The following is a 15533-nucleotide window of genomic DNA, read 5'->3' as shown; positions in this document are numbered from 1 at the left end:
AAGGAGAATTTTGATGACAATTTCAAAAGAAGAAGTACTACACGTAGCAAAATTATCGAAATTACGTTTTTCAGATAGTGAATTAGATGAGATGACAAAACATTTAGGGAAAGTCACAGACATGATGGCTAGTTTAAGCAATGTTGATACAACAGACGTTGCGTTTACTTCAAACGTGACGGAAGAAACTAATGTTTTTAGAGAAGATATTAGTGTGAAAGGTGAAAGCCGTGACGAATTATTTAGCAATGTTCCTGAAACACAAGATGGTTACATTAAAGTGCCAGCAATTATGGATAACGGGGAGGCAGGAGCATAATGACTGAATTACAACAATTAACAGTAAAACAACTAAGTGAGGCGTTAAATAAAAAAGAATTAAGCTCACAAGAAGTTGTGAAAAGTGGTTTTGATTACATCAAAGAAACAGAGCCAACGATTGATGCCTTTATCACATTAAGTGAAGAAAAAGCATTAGCAGAAGCGAAAAAAATTGATGACTCACCACGTAGTGAATTAACACCTTTAGCTGGTATTCCAATTGGGATTAAAGATAATATCGTGACAAAAGACGTGTTAACAACCGCAGCAAGTAAAATGTTGTACAACTTTAACCCAATCTATTCTGCGACGGCAGTAGAAAAATTAGAATCAGCTGGACTTGTGTCTATGGGTAAATTAAACATGGACGAGTTTGCGATGGGGTCTTCAACTGAAACGTCGTACTTCAAGAAAACAAAAAATGCATGGGACCAAACAAAAGTACCTGGTGGCTCTTCAGGTGGGTCTGCTGCGAGTGTGGCAGCTGGACAAGTTCCTGCTTCTTTAGGTAGTGATACAGGTGGAAGTATCCGCCAACCAGCGTCATTTAACGGTATCGTGGGGATGAAACCAACTTATGGACGCGTTTCTCGTTATGGGTTAATTGCCTTTTCATCAAGTTTAGACCAAATTGGGCCAATGACTCGTACGGTGGAAGACAATGCCATGATTTTAAATGCGATTTCTGGACATGATGCAAAAGACAGTACAAGTTCTCGTCGTGACACACCAGATTTTACAAACTTAATTGGTCAAGACATCAAAGGAATGAAAATTGGTGTACCAAAAGAATTCATGGGTGAAGGGGTTCATCCTGATATTCGTCAAGCCGTAAAAGAAGCGGTGAAAACATTTGAAGCGCTTGGAGCAACAGTAGACGAAGTTAGTTTACCAAATGCGGTTTATGGCGTGGAAGTTTACTATATTATTGCCTCATCAGAAGCATCATCAAACTTACAACGTTTTGATGGTATTCGCTATGGTTACCGTTCAGAAAATATTTCAAACTTAGAAGACGTATATGTTAACTCACGTTCTGAAGGATTTGGTTCAGAAGTGAAACGTCGTATTATGCTTGGAACATTCTCTCTAAGCGCCGGATTTTATGATGCATACTTTAGAAAAGCTGGACAAGTTCGTACCTTGATTGTCAATGACTTTAAAAAAGTCTTTGAAAACTACGACTTGATTTTAGGACCAGTATCACCAACTGTGGCATTTGAATTTGGTGCCGCTCAAGATGATCCAATCACAGCATATATGCGTGATATCTTAACCATTCCAGTTAACTTAGCTGGTTTACCAGGCATGAGTGTTCCTGGTGGATTTTCTGAAGGATTGCCAATTGGGATTCAATTAATCGGAAATCATTTTGATGAAGAAAAAATGTATCAAGCAGCGTATGCGTTTGAACAAGCAACTGATTTCCATAAAAAACAACCTGTTATTTTAGGAGGTAAAGCATAGTGAATTTTGAAACAGTCATTGGGTTAGAAGTCCATGTAGAATTAAAAACCGAATCAAAAATCTTTTCAACGTCTGCCGCTCACTTTGGTGCAGACCCAAATACCAATACAAACGTGATTGATTTTTCAATGCCAGGTGTTTTACCTGTTTTAAATAGAGGCGCACTTGAATATGGTATGAAAGCAGCTTTAGCACTTAACTGTAAAATCAACCATCACACAAATTTTGATAGAAAAAACTATTTTTATCCAGATAATCCAAAAGCTTACCAAATTTCTCAAGATGACAAACCAATTGGCTATGATGGTTGGGTTGAAATCGAAGTAGAAGGTAAAAAGAAAAAAATCCGTATTGAACGCGTGCATTTAGAAGAAGATGCGGGTAAAAATATTCATGGTACTGATGGTTATTCATACGTCGATTTAAATCGTCAAGGCACACCACTTATTGAGATTGTATCTGAAGCAGATATGCGTTCACCTGAAGAAGCTTATGCTTATTTAGAAGCCATCCGTTCAATCATCCAATTTACTGGTGTCAGTGATGTGAAAATGGAAGAAGGGTCAATGCGTTGTGATGCCAATATTTCTCTAAGACCTTATGGACAAGAAAAATTTGGAACAAAAGCAGAACTTAAAAACTTGAACTCACTAAACTACGTGAAACAAGGACTTGCTTTTGAGGAACAACGTCAAGCAAAAGTGTTAATGTCAGGTGGCATTATCCAACAAGAAACACGTCGCTATGATGAATCAACTAAATCAACTATCTTGATGCGTGTTAAAGAAGGGGCAAGTGATTACCGTTACTTCCCAGAACCAGATATTCCATCAATTGACATTAGTGAAGAATGGGTGGAAGAAATCAGAGCATCATTACCAGAAATGCCAACAGCTAGACGTATTCGTTATGTGAGTGAACTTGGTTTACCTGAATATGATGCAATGGTATTGACTCTATCTAGTGATATGTCTGACTTCTTTGATGCCACAGTGAATAACGGAGCAGATGCCAAACAAGCCTCTAACTGGTTAATGGGTGAAGTATCAGCTTACTTAAATAGCGAGCGCTTAGAGTTACTTGAAACAAAACTAACACCAGAAAATCTTGCTGGGATGATTAATTTAATCGCAGACGGCACAATTAGTTCTAAAATTGCGAAAAAAGTGTTTAAAGAATTAATCGAAAATGGTGGAAACGCAAAAGAAGTCGTAGAAGCAAAAGGATTAGTCCAATTATCTGATCCAGCTCAATTATTGCCAATGATTAATGAGGTATTAGACAAAAATGAACAGTCAATCGAAGACTTTAAAAATGGAAAAGATCGTGCCGTTGGGTTCTTAGTTGGCCAAATTATGAAAGCAACAAAAGGAAAAGCAAATCCAGGAGTCGTGAACAAATTACTAAAAGAGGAATTATTGAAACGTTAAATTGACAACGTTCGATATGAAGGAGCAAGTTAAATGAGAGCAAGATTAATTTATAATCCAACATCTGGAAAAGAGTTGTTAAAACGAAATTTAGCAGATATTTTAATGGTGATTGAAAAAGCTGGATATGAAGCCAGTGCCTTTGCGACGACACCGGAGCCTTTTTCTGCCAAAAAAGAAGCAGCAAGAGCCGCGAATGCTGGTTTTGATTTGATTATCGCAGCAGGTGGTGATGGCACGATTAATGAAGTGATTAATGGTATTGCTCCACTAGAAAAACGCCCTAAATTAGCAGTTATTCCTGGTGGAACAACCAATGATTTTGCTCGAGCGTTGCAAATTCCGCGTGATAATGTGGTGAAAGCAGCAGAAGTGATTTTAAAAAATCAAACCATTAGATCAGATATTGGAAAAGCTGGGAACACATATTTTATGAATATCGCAGCAGGTGGTTACTTAACTGAATTGACCTATGAAGTACCATCTCATCTGAAAAGTGTTTTTGGCTATCTTGCCTATTTAGCAAAAGGAGCAGAGATGTTGCCACGAGTGAAAACAATCAAGATGCGTCTGAAATATGACGATGGTGAATTTGATGGCAAAGCATCCATGTTTTTCTTAGGGCTAACCAATTCAGTTGGTGGCTTTGAACAAATTGTTCCCGACGCTCAGTTAGATGATGGGAAATTTTCACTGATAATCGTGAAAACAGCCAATGTATTAGAAATCATGCATTTGGTTGCTTTGATGTTAAACGGTGGAAAACACATTGACGATCCTAGAATAGAATACATTAAAACGTCAAGGTTACACGCTGAAGCCTTTGATGATGATTACCGTATGATGATTAATTTAGATGGGGAATATGGTGGAGATGCCCCAATGGAATTTATAAATTACAAACAACACATAGAAATTTATGCTAATTTGGATGAAATACCTGAATCGGCTATTTCAATTGATGAAGAAGAGGCGTCTGATCGATTTATCGAAGAAGTCGAACAACTCACTCAAGAAGATATTAATGAAGACGGTACTATTTTTGGCAATAAAGAGTAGTACGTGCACTGTTTAAAAGAGAAAGAGGATTTTATGAAAAAACAAAAAATAGAAGCACCAGTGAAAAAAAATGAGCGTTTAGTTGTTGATATCGTCGATATGACCTATGACGGACGTGGAGTAGCAAAAGTGGATGGTTTCCCCATTTTTGTTGAAGCAGGGATTACGGGCGAGCGGGTAAAAATTCATGTAATGAAAGTCATGAAAAAATTTGCCTTCGCAAAAATTATGACATGGGAAACGACAAGTGAAAACCGAGTTGAAGCGGTGGAAAAAGATTTAATTCGTACAGGGATTGCTCCGCTACACCATATGAGCTATGATGCGCAACTTGATTTCAAGAAAAATCAAGTAACTCAAGCGATGAAACGAATTGGTGGTTTTGATGAATTAAACGTTGCGGACGTTTTAGGCATGGAACACCCCTTTGCTTATCGTAATAAAGCACAAATTCCAGTTCGTATGATTGGTGCTGACATTGAACTTGGTTTCTTTAGAAAAAATAGTCATGACTTAATTGTGGTAGAAGACTTTTTAATTCAAGATAAAATGATTGATGAGATTTTATTATTCTTGAAAGAAAGACTTAGAAAATATTCAATCAAACCATATGATGAAAGCCAACATTCAGGACATCTGAAAAGCATCGTGATTCGCAAAGGTCACTATTCAAATGAAGTGATGGTTACTTTTGTGACACGTAAAAAGAAAATTTTCTACTTACATGATATTGTGACTGAACTGGTGGAGGCATATCCAAACGTGGTATCTGTGATGCAAAACATCCAACCAAACGTGACAAACAAAGTCTTAGACGAACGTTTGAATGTCTTATACGGTAAAGATAGCATTAGTGATGAGTTATTGGGTAAGACGTACCATATCTCAGCGCAGTCGTTCTACCAAGTAAACACTGAACAAGCTGAAAATCTTTATAAAAAAGCCATTGAGTTAGCTGATTTGAAAGAAGATGATGTGGTTCTTGATGCGTATTGTGGTATTGGAACTATTGGCTTGAGTATGGCTAACAAAGTGAAGAAAGTGTACGGCGTGGAAATCGTGCCAGAAGCGATTGAAGATGCGATTCATAACGCTGAAATCAATAACATTACAAATGTTGAATTTAAAGCCGGATCAGCTGATAAAGTTCTAAAAAATTGGACAGCAGATGGTATTAAATTTGATGTGATTGTCGTTGACCCACCAAGAAAAGGGTTAACAGAAGGCTTTATCAAACAATCAGTTGAATTACAACCAGAAAAAATTGTTTATATTTCATGTGATCCAAGTACGATGGCACGTGATATGAAACTGTTTGCTGGTTTAGGCTATACAAGTGATACTGTTTATCCAGTCGATATGTTCCCACAAACGACACATATTGAGTGTGTGACAGTGTTAAAGAGAAAATCATAACGAAAAAAGACAAGTAAAAAACTTTACTTGTCTTTTTGTATGTTATAAAAAATATAAATTACTATTAAAATAGATAAAACACGAACATTTCAAACAAAAAAACAACAAAATATAAATAAATGATTGCTATTTTTTAATAGTCACTTTATAATCAATTTTGTTAAAGATATTGACGAACAAAATATATAATGGAAGGTGTAATGTTAGGGAATGGAAAAGTTTTTTAAGTTAAAAGAAAATAATACGACTGTTTCAACAGAAATTATGGCAGGAGTTACAACATTTTTTGCCATGAGTTATATCTTATTTGTGAATCCAACTATTTTATCATTATCAGGAATGCCATTTCAAGCAGTTTTTTTAGCAACTATTATCGCATCCGCAATAGGAACGCTAATAATGGGCTTGTTTGCAAATGTTCCATATGCCCAAGCCCCAGGTATGGGATTAAATGCTTTTTTTACCTTTACAGTTGTGATGGGATTAGGTTATTCATGGGAACAAGGTTTAGCAATGGTTTTCTTATGTGGTATGATTAATATCATTATTACAATTACAAAATTAAGAAAATTAATTATTCAATCAATACCTGAAAGTTTACAACATGCTATTGGTGGAGGAATAGGAATTTTTATTGCATATGTTGGAATTAAAAATGCAGGATTTTTACACTTTACATCAGATGAGAGCGCAATTGTTTCATCAGTTGTTGATGGTGATAAAGCAACAAATGTTGTATCGAATGGGGGAATTGTTCCAGCGTTAGCGAATTTTAATAATCCTGCTATCATATTAGCCTTAATTGGATTAATTATTACAACTATTTTAGTGATAAAAAATGTAAAAGGTGCTATCTTAATAGGTATTGTTATTACAACAATTATGTCAATTCCAATGGGTGTAGTTGATTTAAGTACGATTAATTTTCAACAAAATTCTTTAGTAAACTCAATTAAAGAATTAGGTACAACATTTGGTGCAGCGTTTGGTCCAAATGGTATGCCATCACTGTTTTCTGATGCATCAAAAATTCCACAAGTATTATTAACGGTCTTAGCTTTTAGTTTGTCTGATATTTTTGATACTATTGGCACCTTTATAGGAACTGGTCGTCGTACTGGTATTTTTTCTAAGGAAGAAGAAGAGTCCGTTATGACTAGTCGAGGGATTCATTCAAAAATGGATAAAGCATTGTTTGCAGATGCTATTGCTACAACTGCAGGTGCTATTGTAGGAACAAGTAACGTGACAACCTATGTTGAGAGTGCAGCAGGCATTGGTGCAGGTGGTAGAACGGGGTTAACATCTGTCGTTGTTGCAGCAATGTTCTTATTGAGTAGCTTTTTATCCCCAGTTGTAGGAGCTGTTCCAACACAAGCAACTGCGCCGGCATTAATTTTGGTTGGCGTGATGATGATGTCATCATTTAAAGAAATTGAGTGGACCAATTTAGAAGATGCCATTCCAGCCTTCTTTACTTCAATTTTTATGGGACTAGCTTATAGTATTTCTTATGGTATTGCTGCTGGCTTTATATTTTTTGTGTTGATCAAAGTAGTTAAAGGAAAAGTAAAAGAGATTTCTCCAGTTTTATGGATCGTTACTGGACTATTTATTATTAACTTTATTGTTTTAGCAACATTATAATAAGTATTAAATAAAAAGAATAAAACGTATCTGATTAATAATTATGTCAGGTGCGTTTTTTTATGTAAAAAATGTATTAAATGGTTAAAAAAATAATTTCTAGGTTTTCAGATTATAAACCTATGTTATAATAAGAAAAGTATCATAAAGCAAGTATTTGGGGGGATTATTAATAGTGTAAATACTTATAAAAAAAATGAAGGGGGAGGAGCAAGATGATATTAACTGGAACGAGCTTGTTCAGACCTGAGATTTGGCAAAATTTACTCAACAAGTATTTAACTTTGAGTGTTTTGATCCATGTAGTAGATATATTAGTCGTTTGGTATGTTGTTTACAAGTTCTTAATGCTATTAAATGACACAAAGGCTATCCAAGTTTTTAAGGGGATCGCAGTGATTATCATTGTAAGAATCGTTAGTGATTTTTTAGGTTTAAATACTGTTTCATGGCTAATGAATCAGGTGATCACTTATGGTGTTGTCGCAGCAATTGTTATTTTTCAACCAGAAGTTAGACGAGGGCTAGAACATCTTGGTAGAGGAGCTGCCTTAACACATTCTAGCAGACAAAAAAACATGCAACAGTCTTTTATAACAGCTTTAGATGAAGCACTACAGTATATGTCTAAACGGAAAATTGGTGCGTTGATTACTATTCAACGAAATGATAATTTAATCGATATTATTGAAAGTGGTATTCCACTTGATGCAGATATTTCTAGTCAGTTATTAATTAATATTTTTATTCCAAATACTCCATTACATGATGGTGCAGTGATTATTAAAGACAATAAAATAGCATCCGCTTCAAGTTATTTACCTCTGTCTGAGAGTAATAAAATTCCAAAAGAGTTTGGAACAAGACATCGTGCTGCAATTGGTGTCAGTGAAACATCAGATGCCTTAACACTTGTTGTATCAGAAGAAACAGGAGAGGTTAGTATTACACACAATAAAATATTTCTACCTGGACTTCAACGTGAAGCGTATCTGGAAGTGTTAAAACAAGAATTATCTGATTTTAGTGAAGAAGAGTCACAATCAGGTATTGCGTTGTTTATTGAAGACGTAAAAAAAAGCTTTAAAAAAGGAGGCAAAAAAGATGAAAAATGATAGTAGATCACCTTGGTTTATTCGAATTTTATCTCTCTTTTTTGCTATTCTATTATATTATAATGCTAATTCGTTTGTTATTTCGAATAAATCCGTTACAGGAACGATGAAAGAATTGCAAGCAACAGCTGAAAATGTACCTGTCAATGTAACGTATAATCAAGATAAATACTTTATTTCTGGTTACCAAGAAACCGTTTCTGTTGATTTAACAAGTAATAATAAAATTTTACTTGATAAAGAATCCAATGCTGAGACACGAGGATTTTCAGTTGTCATGGACTTAACTAAATATAATGTAGGAACACATGAAGTGCCTTTAGAGGTAGTTGGGTTACCTAATTCTGTTAAGGGAACTATTAAGCCAAGCAAACTATCAGTAACGATCGAAAATAAGGATAGTAATACATTCAAAGTGGAACCGGCAATTGATAATAAAATTTATCAAGAGGGTTACTCAACAAATGAAGCAACAATTGACCCGATGACTGTAAAAGTAAGTGGTTCAGAAGCATCTGTCAAAGAAGTAGACAGAGTGATTGCAGGTGTGAGTGATAAAACAAATGTGACAAGCAATTTTTCTGAAAGAGTCAAACCTTATGCAGTCAATAAATCTGGCGAGCCCCTTGATGTAAAAATTGAACCTGAAACAGTTAGTGTGAATGTAAAAGTAACGGTCCCAAGCAAACGAGTAAAAGTTACACCTGTTCAGTCAGGAACGATACCTAAAGGGATAAAAGATTTTACCTTTACTATTAAAGATGACATGGTTGATATTGAAGGGCCTAAAGAAGTACTAGATGAAATAAACGGTATTGAATTAAAAATTGATACAAGTAATATTAAAGAAACGGTAACTAGCTCATATGCTGTTGTTGTTCCAAATGGAGTGAAAGTTATTCCAGAAACTGTCTCAGTGACAGTTAAACCAAATGAAGTAAAAACATCAACGAGTGATAGTTCGAGTAAATAAAATAAAAGAATAAATTGTAAATTGAGTTAGGAGATAAAAAAATGGGTAAATATTTTGGAACTGATGGTGTTAGAGGAATAGCCAATAAAGAATTGACACCAGAGTTAGCATTTAAAATCGGACGTTGTGGAGGACATGTTTTATGTCAGCACAGCCATTTGACAGAAGGAAAACCACAGGTATTAGTAGGCAGAGATACGCGAATTTCTGGTCAATTATTAGAACAAGCATTAATTTCTGGATTGTTATCAGTTGGAATCGAAGTATTGCAACTTGGCGTTATTTCAACTCCTGGTGTGGCTTATTTAACAAGAACACAAAAAGCAGCTGCTGGTGTTATGATTTCAGCATCACATAATCCTGCTGAAGATAATGGGATTAAATTCTTTGGTCCTGATGGCTTCAAATTATCTGATGAAGAGGAAGAGGAGATTGAGGTATTATTAGATGCGGAAACAGATTTATTGCCTCGTCCATCAGCTTTAGGGCTAGGAACATTGAATATCTACCGTGAGGGTTCTCAAAAATATATTGAATTCTTGAAAAAAACGGTATCTGAATCGTTGAATGGATTAACTGTTTGTCTAGATGGAGCAAACGGTGCAACTAGTCCATTGATTAATCAATTATTTGCTGATTTAGATACTGATTTCTATACAATGGGAGTAAGACCAGATGGATTAAATATTAATGACGGTGTAGGATCGACTCATCCTGAAGAATTAACTAAATTTGTTGTTGAAAAAGAAGCAGACTTAGGCTTGGCATTTGATGGTGATGGTGATCGCGTAATAGCAGTTGATGAAAATGGTCAAATTGTTGATGGAGATAAAATTTTATATATTTGCGGAAAATATCTTGCATCAAACGATGAATTGAATAAAAATACGATTGTTGCAACAGTTATGAGTAACTTAGGTTTCCATAAAGCTGTTGAAGAAGCTGGCTTAGCAGCTGTAACAACTCAAGTAGGAGATCGTTATGTTGTAGAAGAAATGAGAAAGTCTGGTTACAATCTTGGTGGAGAACAATCTGGACATATTGTTTTCTTACAACATAATACAACTGGTGATGGTTTATTATCTGGTATTCAACTAATGCAAGTGATGAAATCTTCCGGTAAAAAATTATCTGAATTAGTAGCGGATATTGAAGAATATCCCCAAAAATTGGTTAATATTAAAGTATCAGATAAATATGGTGCAATGGATGTTCCGGCGATTAAAGCAGTAATTGAAGAAGTAGAAGGAGAAATGGACGGCGATGGTCGTGTCTTAGTAAGACCTTCAGGAACTGAACCGCTATTACGTGTGATGGCCGAAGCACCAACAGAAGAAAAAGTAAATTATTATGTAGAAAAAATTGCGAATGTCGTGATTCAAGAAATAGGAATTTAAGGTTTGCAAAAAATGATGTTATTCAGGGATGATAACATCATTTTTTTGTCTATACCAAAATGACATAAAAAGAAAGATAAATTTATTTTAATGTTGACTGAAAGTTTATTAAAGGTTATTATAATCTTGTTTCTATTTTTTATTACTATTTAAGGTATCTATACCAATTTAGCGCCAGACCTTTTTAGGTGACGAGGAATGAGTTTATCGAAAATTCGGCGGGTGGCTCATAGGGTTTGCACTCTTAGGATAAAGACAAAATAGCAAGGGAACTTGTTTGACAAAACTTTATTCATGCAAAAAAATAGAAACAACTATTTTAAAAGAAAGTTGGAAATATGAATGTGTGGAATAGTTGGAGTAATCGGAAACAACCAAGCGAAAGATATCTTGTTAACAGGATTAGAAAAATTAGAATATAGAGGCTATGATTCAGCAGGAATTATGGTAGCGGATGATACAGAAGCTTACCTTGTTAAAGCACCAGGTCGTGTGAGTGAATTAAAAGCTTTGGCTAATAACATTCCTGAAGGCCATATTGGAATTGGTCATACACGTTGGGCAACGCATGGTGTACCAAATACAGAAAATGCACACCCACATCAATCAACAAGTGGAAAATTCTGTTTAGTACATAATGGCGTGATTGAAAATTATTTAGAGTTAAAAAATGATTATTTAACTGATATCGCCTTAAAAGGGGATACAGATAGTGAGATTGTCGTTGAATTGGTTGATTATTTTTATCGTCAAGGTAAAACGCCTTTTGAAGCATTTAAAGCAGCTTTAGACAAAGTAGAAGGTTCTTATGCGATTGCATTAATGGACGTAGAAGATAGCAACACACTATACCTTGCGAAAAATAAAAGCCCATTACTAATCGGACTTGGCGAAAATTGCCATTATGTTGGTAGTGATGCAATGGCCATGATTAATGAAACAAATGAATTTGTTGAAATTAAAGATGGTGAACGCATTATTTTAACACCAGGTGAGTTGACTATTTTTGATAGAGAGTCAAATAAATTATCACGTGAGTCTTTTGTGGCTGATATTGATGCAACAGACACTGAAAAAGGTTTATACCCTCATTACATGTTAAAAGAAATTGATGAGCAACCAAGTGTGATGAGAAAATTAATTTCTGAATATTTAACAGAAGATGGCAAGACAACAATTGATGAAGATATTATCTCTCATATGGCATCAAGTGATCGTATCTATATCGTTGGATGCGGTACAAGTTGGCATGCCGGTTTAGTTGGTAAAAAAATCATTGAAGAGTTAACGCATATTCCAGTTGAAGTACATTTAGCTAGTGAGATGGGCTATGATATGCCAATTTTATCAGAGAAGCCTTTCTTCATTTTCTTAACGCAAAGTGGTGAAACAGCTGATAGTCGTCAAGTATTGGTTAAAGTAAATGAATTGAATTTACCATCACTGACTATTACGAACGTAAAAGGTTCTACACTATCACGTGAAGCGACCTACACGTTATTATTACATGCCGGTCCAGAAATTGCCGTAGCATCAACAAAAGCTTATACGTCTCAAATTGCAGTTATGGCTTATTTAGCACAATCTATTGGATTAAAAAAAGGATTAGAAAAAGCGTCATCAATTGATTTAGCTCATGAGATGGCAATTATCGCCTCTGTAATGGATTCAATGATTAGTGAAAAAGAATTAATAGCTGGTCTTAGCGAGTCGCTCTTAGGAACAACACGCAATGCCTTCTTTATTGGTCGTGGATTAGATTATGCCGTATCGATGGAAGCAGCGCTTAAATTAAAAGAAATTTCTTATATTCAAGCAGAAGGATTTGCTGCTGGGGAATTAAAACATGGAACCATTGCCTTGATTGAAGAAGGCACACCAGTCATTTCGATTATCACAGATGAAAAAACAGCCAGTCATACACGCGGAAACGCAAAAGAAGTGGAAAGTCGTGGGGCAAATGTTTTAACAATCTCACTTGAAAATGTCGCACATGAAGGCGACGAACTCGTGTTGTTGCCAGTACATGAACTACTAACACCACTAGTTAGTGTGGTGCCGTTACAATTATTAGCATATTATGCCAGTTTGCAAAGAGGATTAGATGTTGATAAACCACGTAACTTAGCAAAAAGTGTGACAGTAGAATAAACAATTAAAACCAATTTTCTTAAGTGAAGGTTGGTTTTTTTGTATAATATTTAAAAAGAGTGGAGTGGTTAAAAATTAAATTTGCTCAATTACTTCAGTTGTGACTCATAAAGAGTCGTTTAAAGAAAATATTTTATATCATTTTGATAAGAAAATCGAAAAATTATTTAAAAATGTTGTTATATCAGTAGATAAAAAATAAAAAAGTCACTATTAGTGGAAAAGATATCATAAAAAAATTTACTATATCTGATTTAAATGACAAATGATTGGTTGACGATTTAGGCAATGAATATGAACTAGCTTATACTATAGATAACACAATAATCAAAAGATATTTTTACATAACAAAAAGTCGAAAATTGAATTAATTTTCGACTTTTTGTTATGTTTTAATTTAATCTTCAATATTTGTTTGTAGAAAGGATGTTTCATTGTAATTAATTCCTTGGCGTAGTTGATTTGCCATAGTATTAGAAATTCGCCCTTGTTCAAGAAGCTTTTGAATCATACCTCTTTCTTCATCAAGAGCCCTTAAAAAATAATCTCTGTATATCTCTTGATAAGATGATTCTTGAATAAGATGATAATGCTGAATGCGATGTATCTTACTTGTATATTCCATCATAAGTTGGTTTAAAATATTATATTTTACTGTAAAATATTTGTCTGCTTTATCTAAATTATTTTGACAATCATTTAACATATCAAAAGTTGCTTCAGAACTTTTAACTTCTAATAAGGTAATTTTTTTAACATTATCTAATTGGGATTTTTCAGGTTGTCGTTTTAGGAAAGTCTGATATACGATTCTTTTGATTTTTTTCTGAACTTTGTACAAAGAACGTTGTATGATGATTTTAACATTACTTGAATGGGCACGTTGTTTGTATTCAAGCATTTTTAAATAGTTTTGTTCAATTTTTTTAGGTAATGCTAGTTGAGGTAGTATCTCCATTACTTTATTTGTTTCAAAATCTGCTGCTTGGCATCTATAATCTGATTCTAATTCATAATAAACAGTGTTAGATGTATGATTATCATCTAAGTATAAGAAACGTAATTGCTTATCAAAATCTTGTAGAATATCGTTAATAATTAATTGATTTTCATTATTTAACTCTTGCTGTAAGGATTGAATGGCTCGTTTAGTCATTAATTTTCTAGCTTCTATTTCAGGTAGTTGAGATGAATTATTTGAGTCATCAATAGGTTCTTGTGTTCCTTCATCCCCGGCTAAGATCAATCGCTTTTTCTGTTTTGTGAAAATAGGCAATGTAATCACAGCGACTAGTAAACTTGCTAAAATAACGCCACTAGCTAAAAAGATAATCAGATATCGTTCTTGGAATACCGCACCATTTGGTAAAAAGAATGGAATAGATAAAACCATCGCCATAGTAACAGCTCCCCTAACACCAGTTAATCCCGTTAAAATAGCAATAGAAAATTTGGGCTTTAGTTGGATGTTATCTTTTGCTTTAAAGTAATGATACCACATGTAAGCATACGTCCATAATGTTCTTATTATCATCAGTATAAGCCACACGATGATAACATAAAGGATTAACAGAGCATTATTAATAGTAGGATTAATAATGGCTCCACGCATAGCATAAGGAAGAGTTGTACCTAATACGACAAAAACAATGCCATTTAGCAAGTAAATAATAATATCCCATAATTTATTGGTTACAATTTTTATCTCAGAAAATTGTCCTCTAAATAATGGCTCTTGCTGAATGGCCATAACACCTGAAACGACTACTGCAATAACTCCTGATGCCCGAACGATTTCTGCCATAATAAAAATAACAAAAGGCGTCATTACTTGAAGAGACGAATGTAAAATAACATCTTGAATGCCTTGCCTTAACAAACTCCTTTGAATCAAATAAATTAGTCGACTGATGATATAGCCAGTCAGTATACCGATTAAAGTCATATAAATAAAGTCACCAGAGGCTTGTCTTAATGAGAAAGTGCCAGTTAGAAAGGCCGCTAGTGCATATTTAAAAGCGATTAATCCACTAGCATCATTAATCAAACTCTCCCCACTGATTAACGTTAAAATTCGTTTAGGAAGTTTTACTTGTTCAGCGATACCTTGAACTGCTACTGGATCGGTTGGTGATAATACAGCTGCCAAAGCAAAGGCTAATGGCAAGCTGACTTGTGGGATAAATAAATTAATTAATAGTCCTCCTGCAATTGTAGTAAGAAAGACAAGGAAAATAGCATTAGCAAAAATTGGAGCTCGTAGTTCCCATAATTCTTTCTTTGGAAAATGCTTGGCATCATTGTATAAAAGTGGTGCTACAAATAACAACATAAACCAATCAGTTTGTAATTCTATATCTAAATGTAAAAATAATGCGGCAATAACACCAACGGCTATTTCAATTAATGCGGTAGGAACTGCCACAAGATAGTGACTGATAATATTAGATAGAATAACGAGTATAATCAGTAAAATAGTGGTTTCTAATACTGCCATAGCTTCACCTCCATTTTTTGTATATAATAAGTATAGCAAAAATCTGTATGAATAATAGCC

General features: G+C 34.5%; 11 protein-coding genes. 10 read left to right on the top strand and 1 reads right to left on the bottom strand.

What is annotated here, in order from left to right:
* The first annotated feature begins 13 nt into the window (after window positions 1–13).
* From gatC to glmS, 10 genes are all read left to right on the top strand, one after another.
* Complete coding sequence (gatC, locus tag MN187_RS05350; protein WP_117972797.1) at window positions 14–319, top strand: Asp-tRNA(Asn)/Glu-tRNA(Gln) amidotransferase subunit GatC; 306 nt, start codon at window positions 14–16, stop codon at window positions 317–319.
* Complete coding sequence (gatA, locus tag MN187_RS05345; protein ID WP_241699042.1) at window positions 319–1788, top strand: Asp-tRNA(Asn)/Glu-tRNA(Gln) amidotransferase subunit GatA; 1470 nt, start codon at window positions 319–321, stop codon at window positions 1786–1788. Before gatC ends, gatA begins: the two co-directional genes overlap by 1 nt.
* Window positions 1788–3218 carry an Asp-tRNA(Asn)/Glu-tRNA(Gln) amidotransferase subunit GatB gene (gatB, locus tag MN187_RS05340; protein WP_117972795.1) on the top strand — a complete coding sequence of 477 codons (1431 nt, stop codon included), beginning with the start codon at window positions 1788–1790 and terminating at the stop codon, window positions 3216–3218. The genes gatA and gatB overlap by 1 nt, the downstream gene beginning before the upstream one ends.
* A gap of 33 nt (window positions 3219–3251) precedes the next feature.
* On the top strand, window positions 3252–4277 hold the full coding sequence (locus MN187_RS05335; protein ID WP_117972794.1) for a diacylglycerol kinase: 1026 nt from the start codon (window positions 3252–3254) through the stop codon (window positions 4275–4277).
* Window positions 4278–4310: 33 nt separating this feature from the next.
* Window positions 4311–5693 carry a 23S rRNA (uracil(1939)-C(5))-methyltransferase RlmD gene (rlmD, locus tag MN187_RS05330; RefSeq protein ID WP_241699041.1) on the top strand — a complete coding sequence of 461 codons (1383 nt, stop codon included), beginning with the start codon at window positions 4311–4313 and terminating at the stop codon, window positions 5691–5693.
* 210 nt (window positions 5694–5903) lie between these two features.
* Window positions 5904–7340: an NCS2 family permease gene (locus tag MN187_RS05325; RefSeq protein ID WP_241699040.1), complete on the top strand. Its 1437-nt coding sequence runs from the start codon at window positions 5904–5906 to the stop codon at window positions 7338–7340.
* A 215-nt stretch (window positions 7341–7555) separates the two neighbouring features.
* The gene (cdaA, locus tag MN187_RS05320; RefSeq protein WP_241699039.1) at window positions 7556–8455 is read left to right on the top strand and encodes a diadenylate cyclase CdaA; all 900 of its coding nucleotides are present in this window, start codon (window positions 7556–7558) and stop codon (window positions 8453–8455) included.
* A complete protein-coding gene (locus MN187_RS05315; RefSeq protein WP_241699038.1) occupies window positions 8445–9428 on the top strand; it encodes a CdaR family protein in 984 nt (327 codons plus the stop codon). The genes cdaA and MN187_RS05315 overlap by 11 nt, the downstream gene beginning before the upstream one ends.
* A 41-nt stretch (window positions 9429–9469) precedes the next feature.
* Window positions 9470–10825, top strand: coding sequence for a phosphoglucosamine mutase (gene glmM / locus MN187_RS05310; RefSeq protein ID WP_241699037.1), 1356 nt, complete (start codon window positions 9470–9472; stop codon window positions 10823–10825).
* Between the two features lie 342 nt (window positions 10826–11167).
* Window positions 11168–12976, top strand: coding sequence for a glutamine--fructose-6-phosphate transaminase (isomerizing) (gene glmS, locus MN187_RS05305; protein ID WP_241699036.1), 1809 nt, complete (start codon window positions 11168–11170; stop codon window positions 12974–12976).
* Window positions 12977–13373: 397 nt separating this feature from the next.
* Here glmS and MN187_RS05300 read toward each other — a convergent pair whose 3' ends face one another.
* Window positions 13374–15473: a Na+/H+ antiporter gene (locus tag MN187_RS05300; RefSeq protein ID WP_242093511.1), complete on the bottom strand. Its 2100-nt coding sequence runs from the start codon at window positions 15471–15473 to the stop codon at window positions 13374–13376.
* Window positions 15474–15533 lie beyond the last annotated feature (60 nt).

The organism is Vagococcus sp. CY52-2 (genome assembly GCF_022655055.1).
Lineage (GTDB): Bacteria > Bacillota > Bacilli > Lactobacillales > Vagococcaceae > Vagococcus.
The sequence above is the reverse complement of the archived record's forward strand: the minus strand, read 5'-3'. Positions and strand labels throughout refer to the sequence as shown.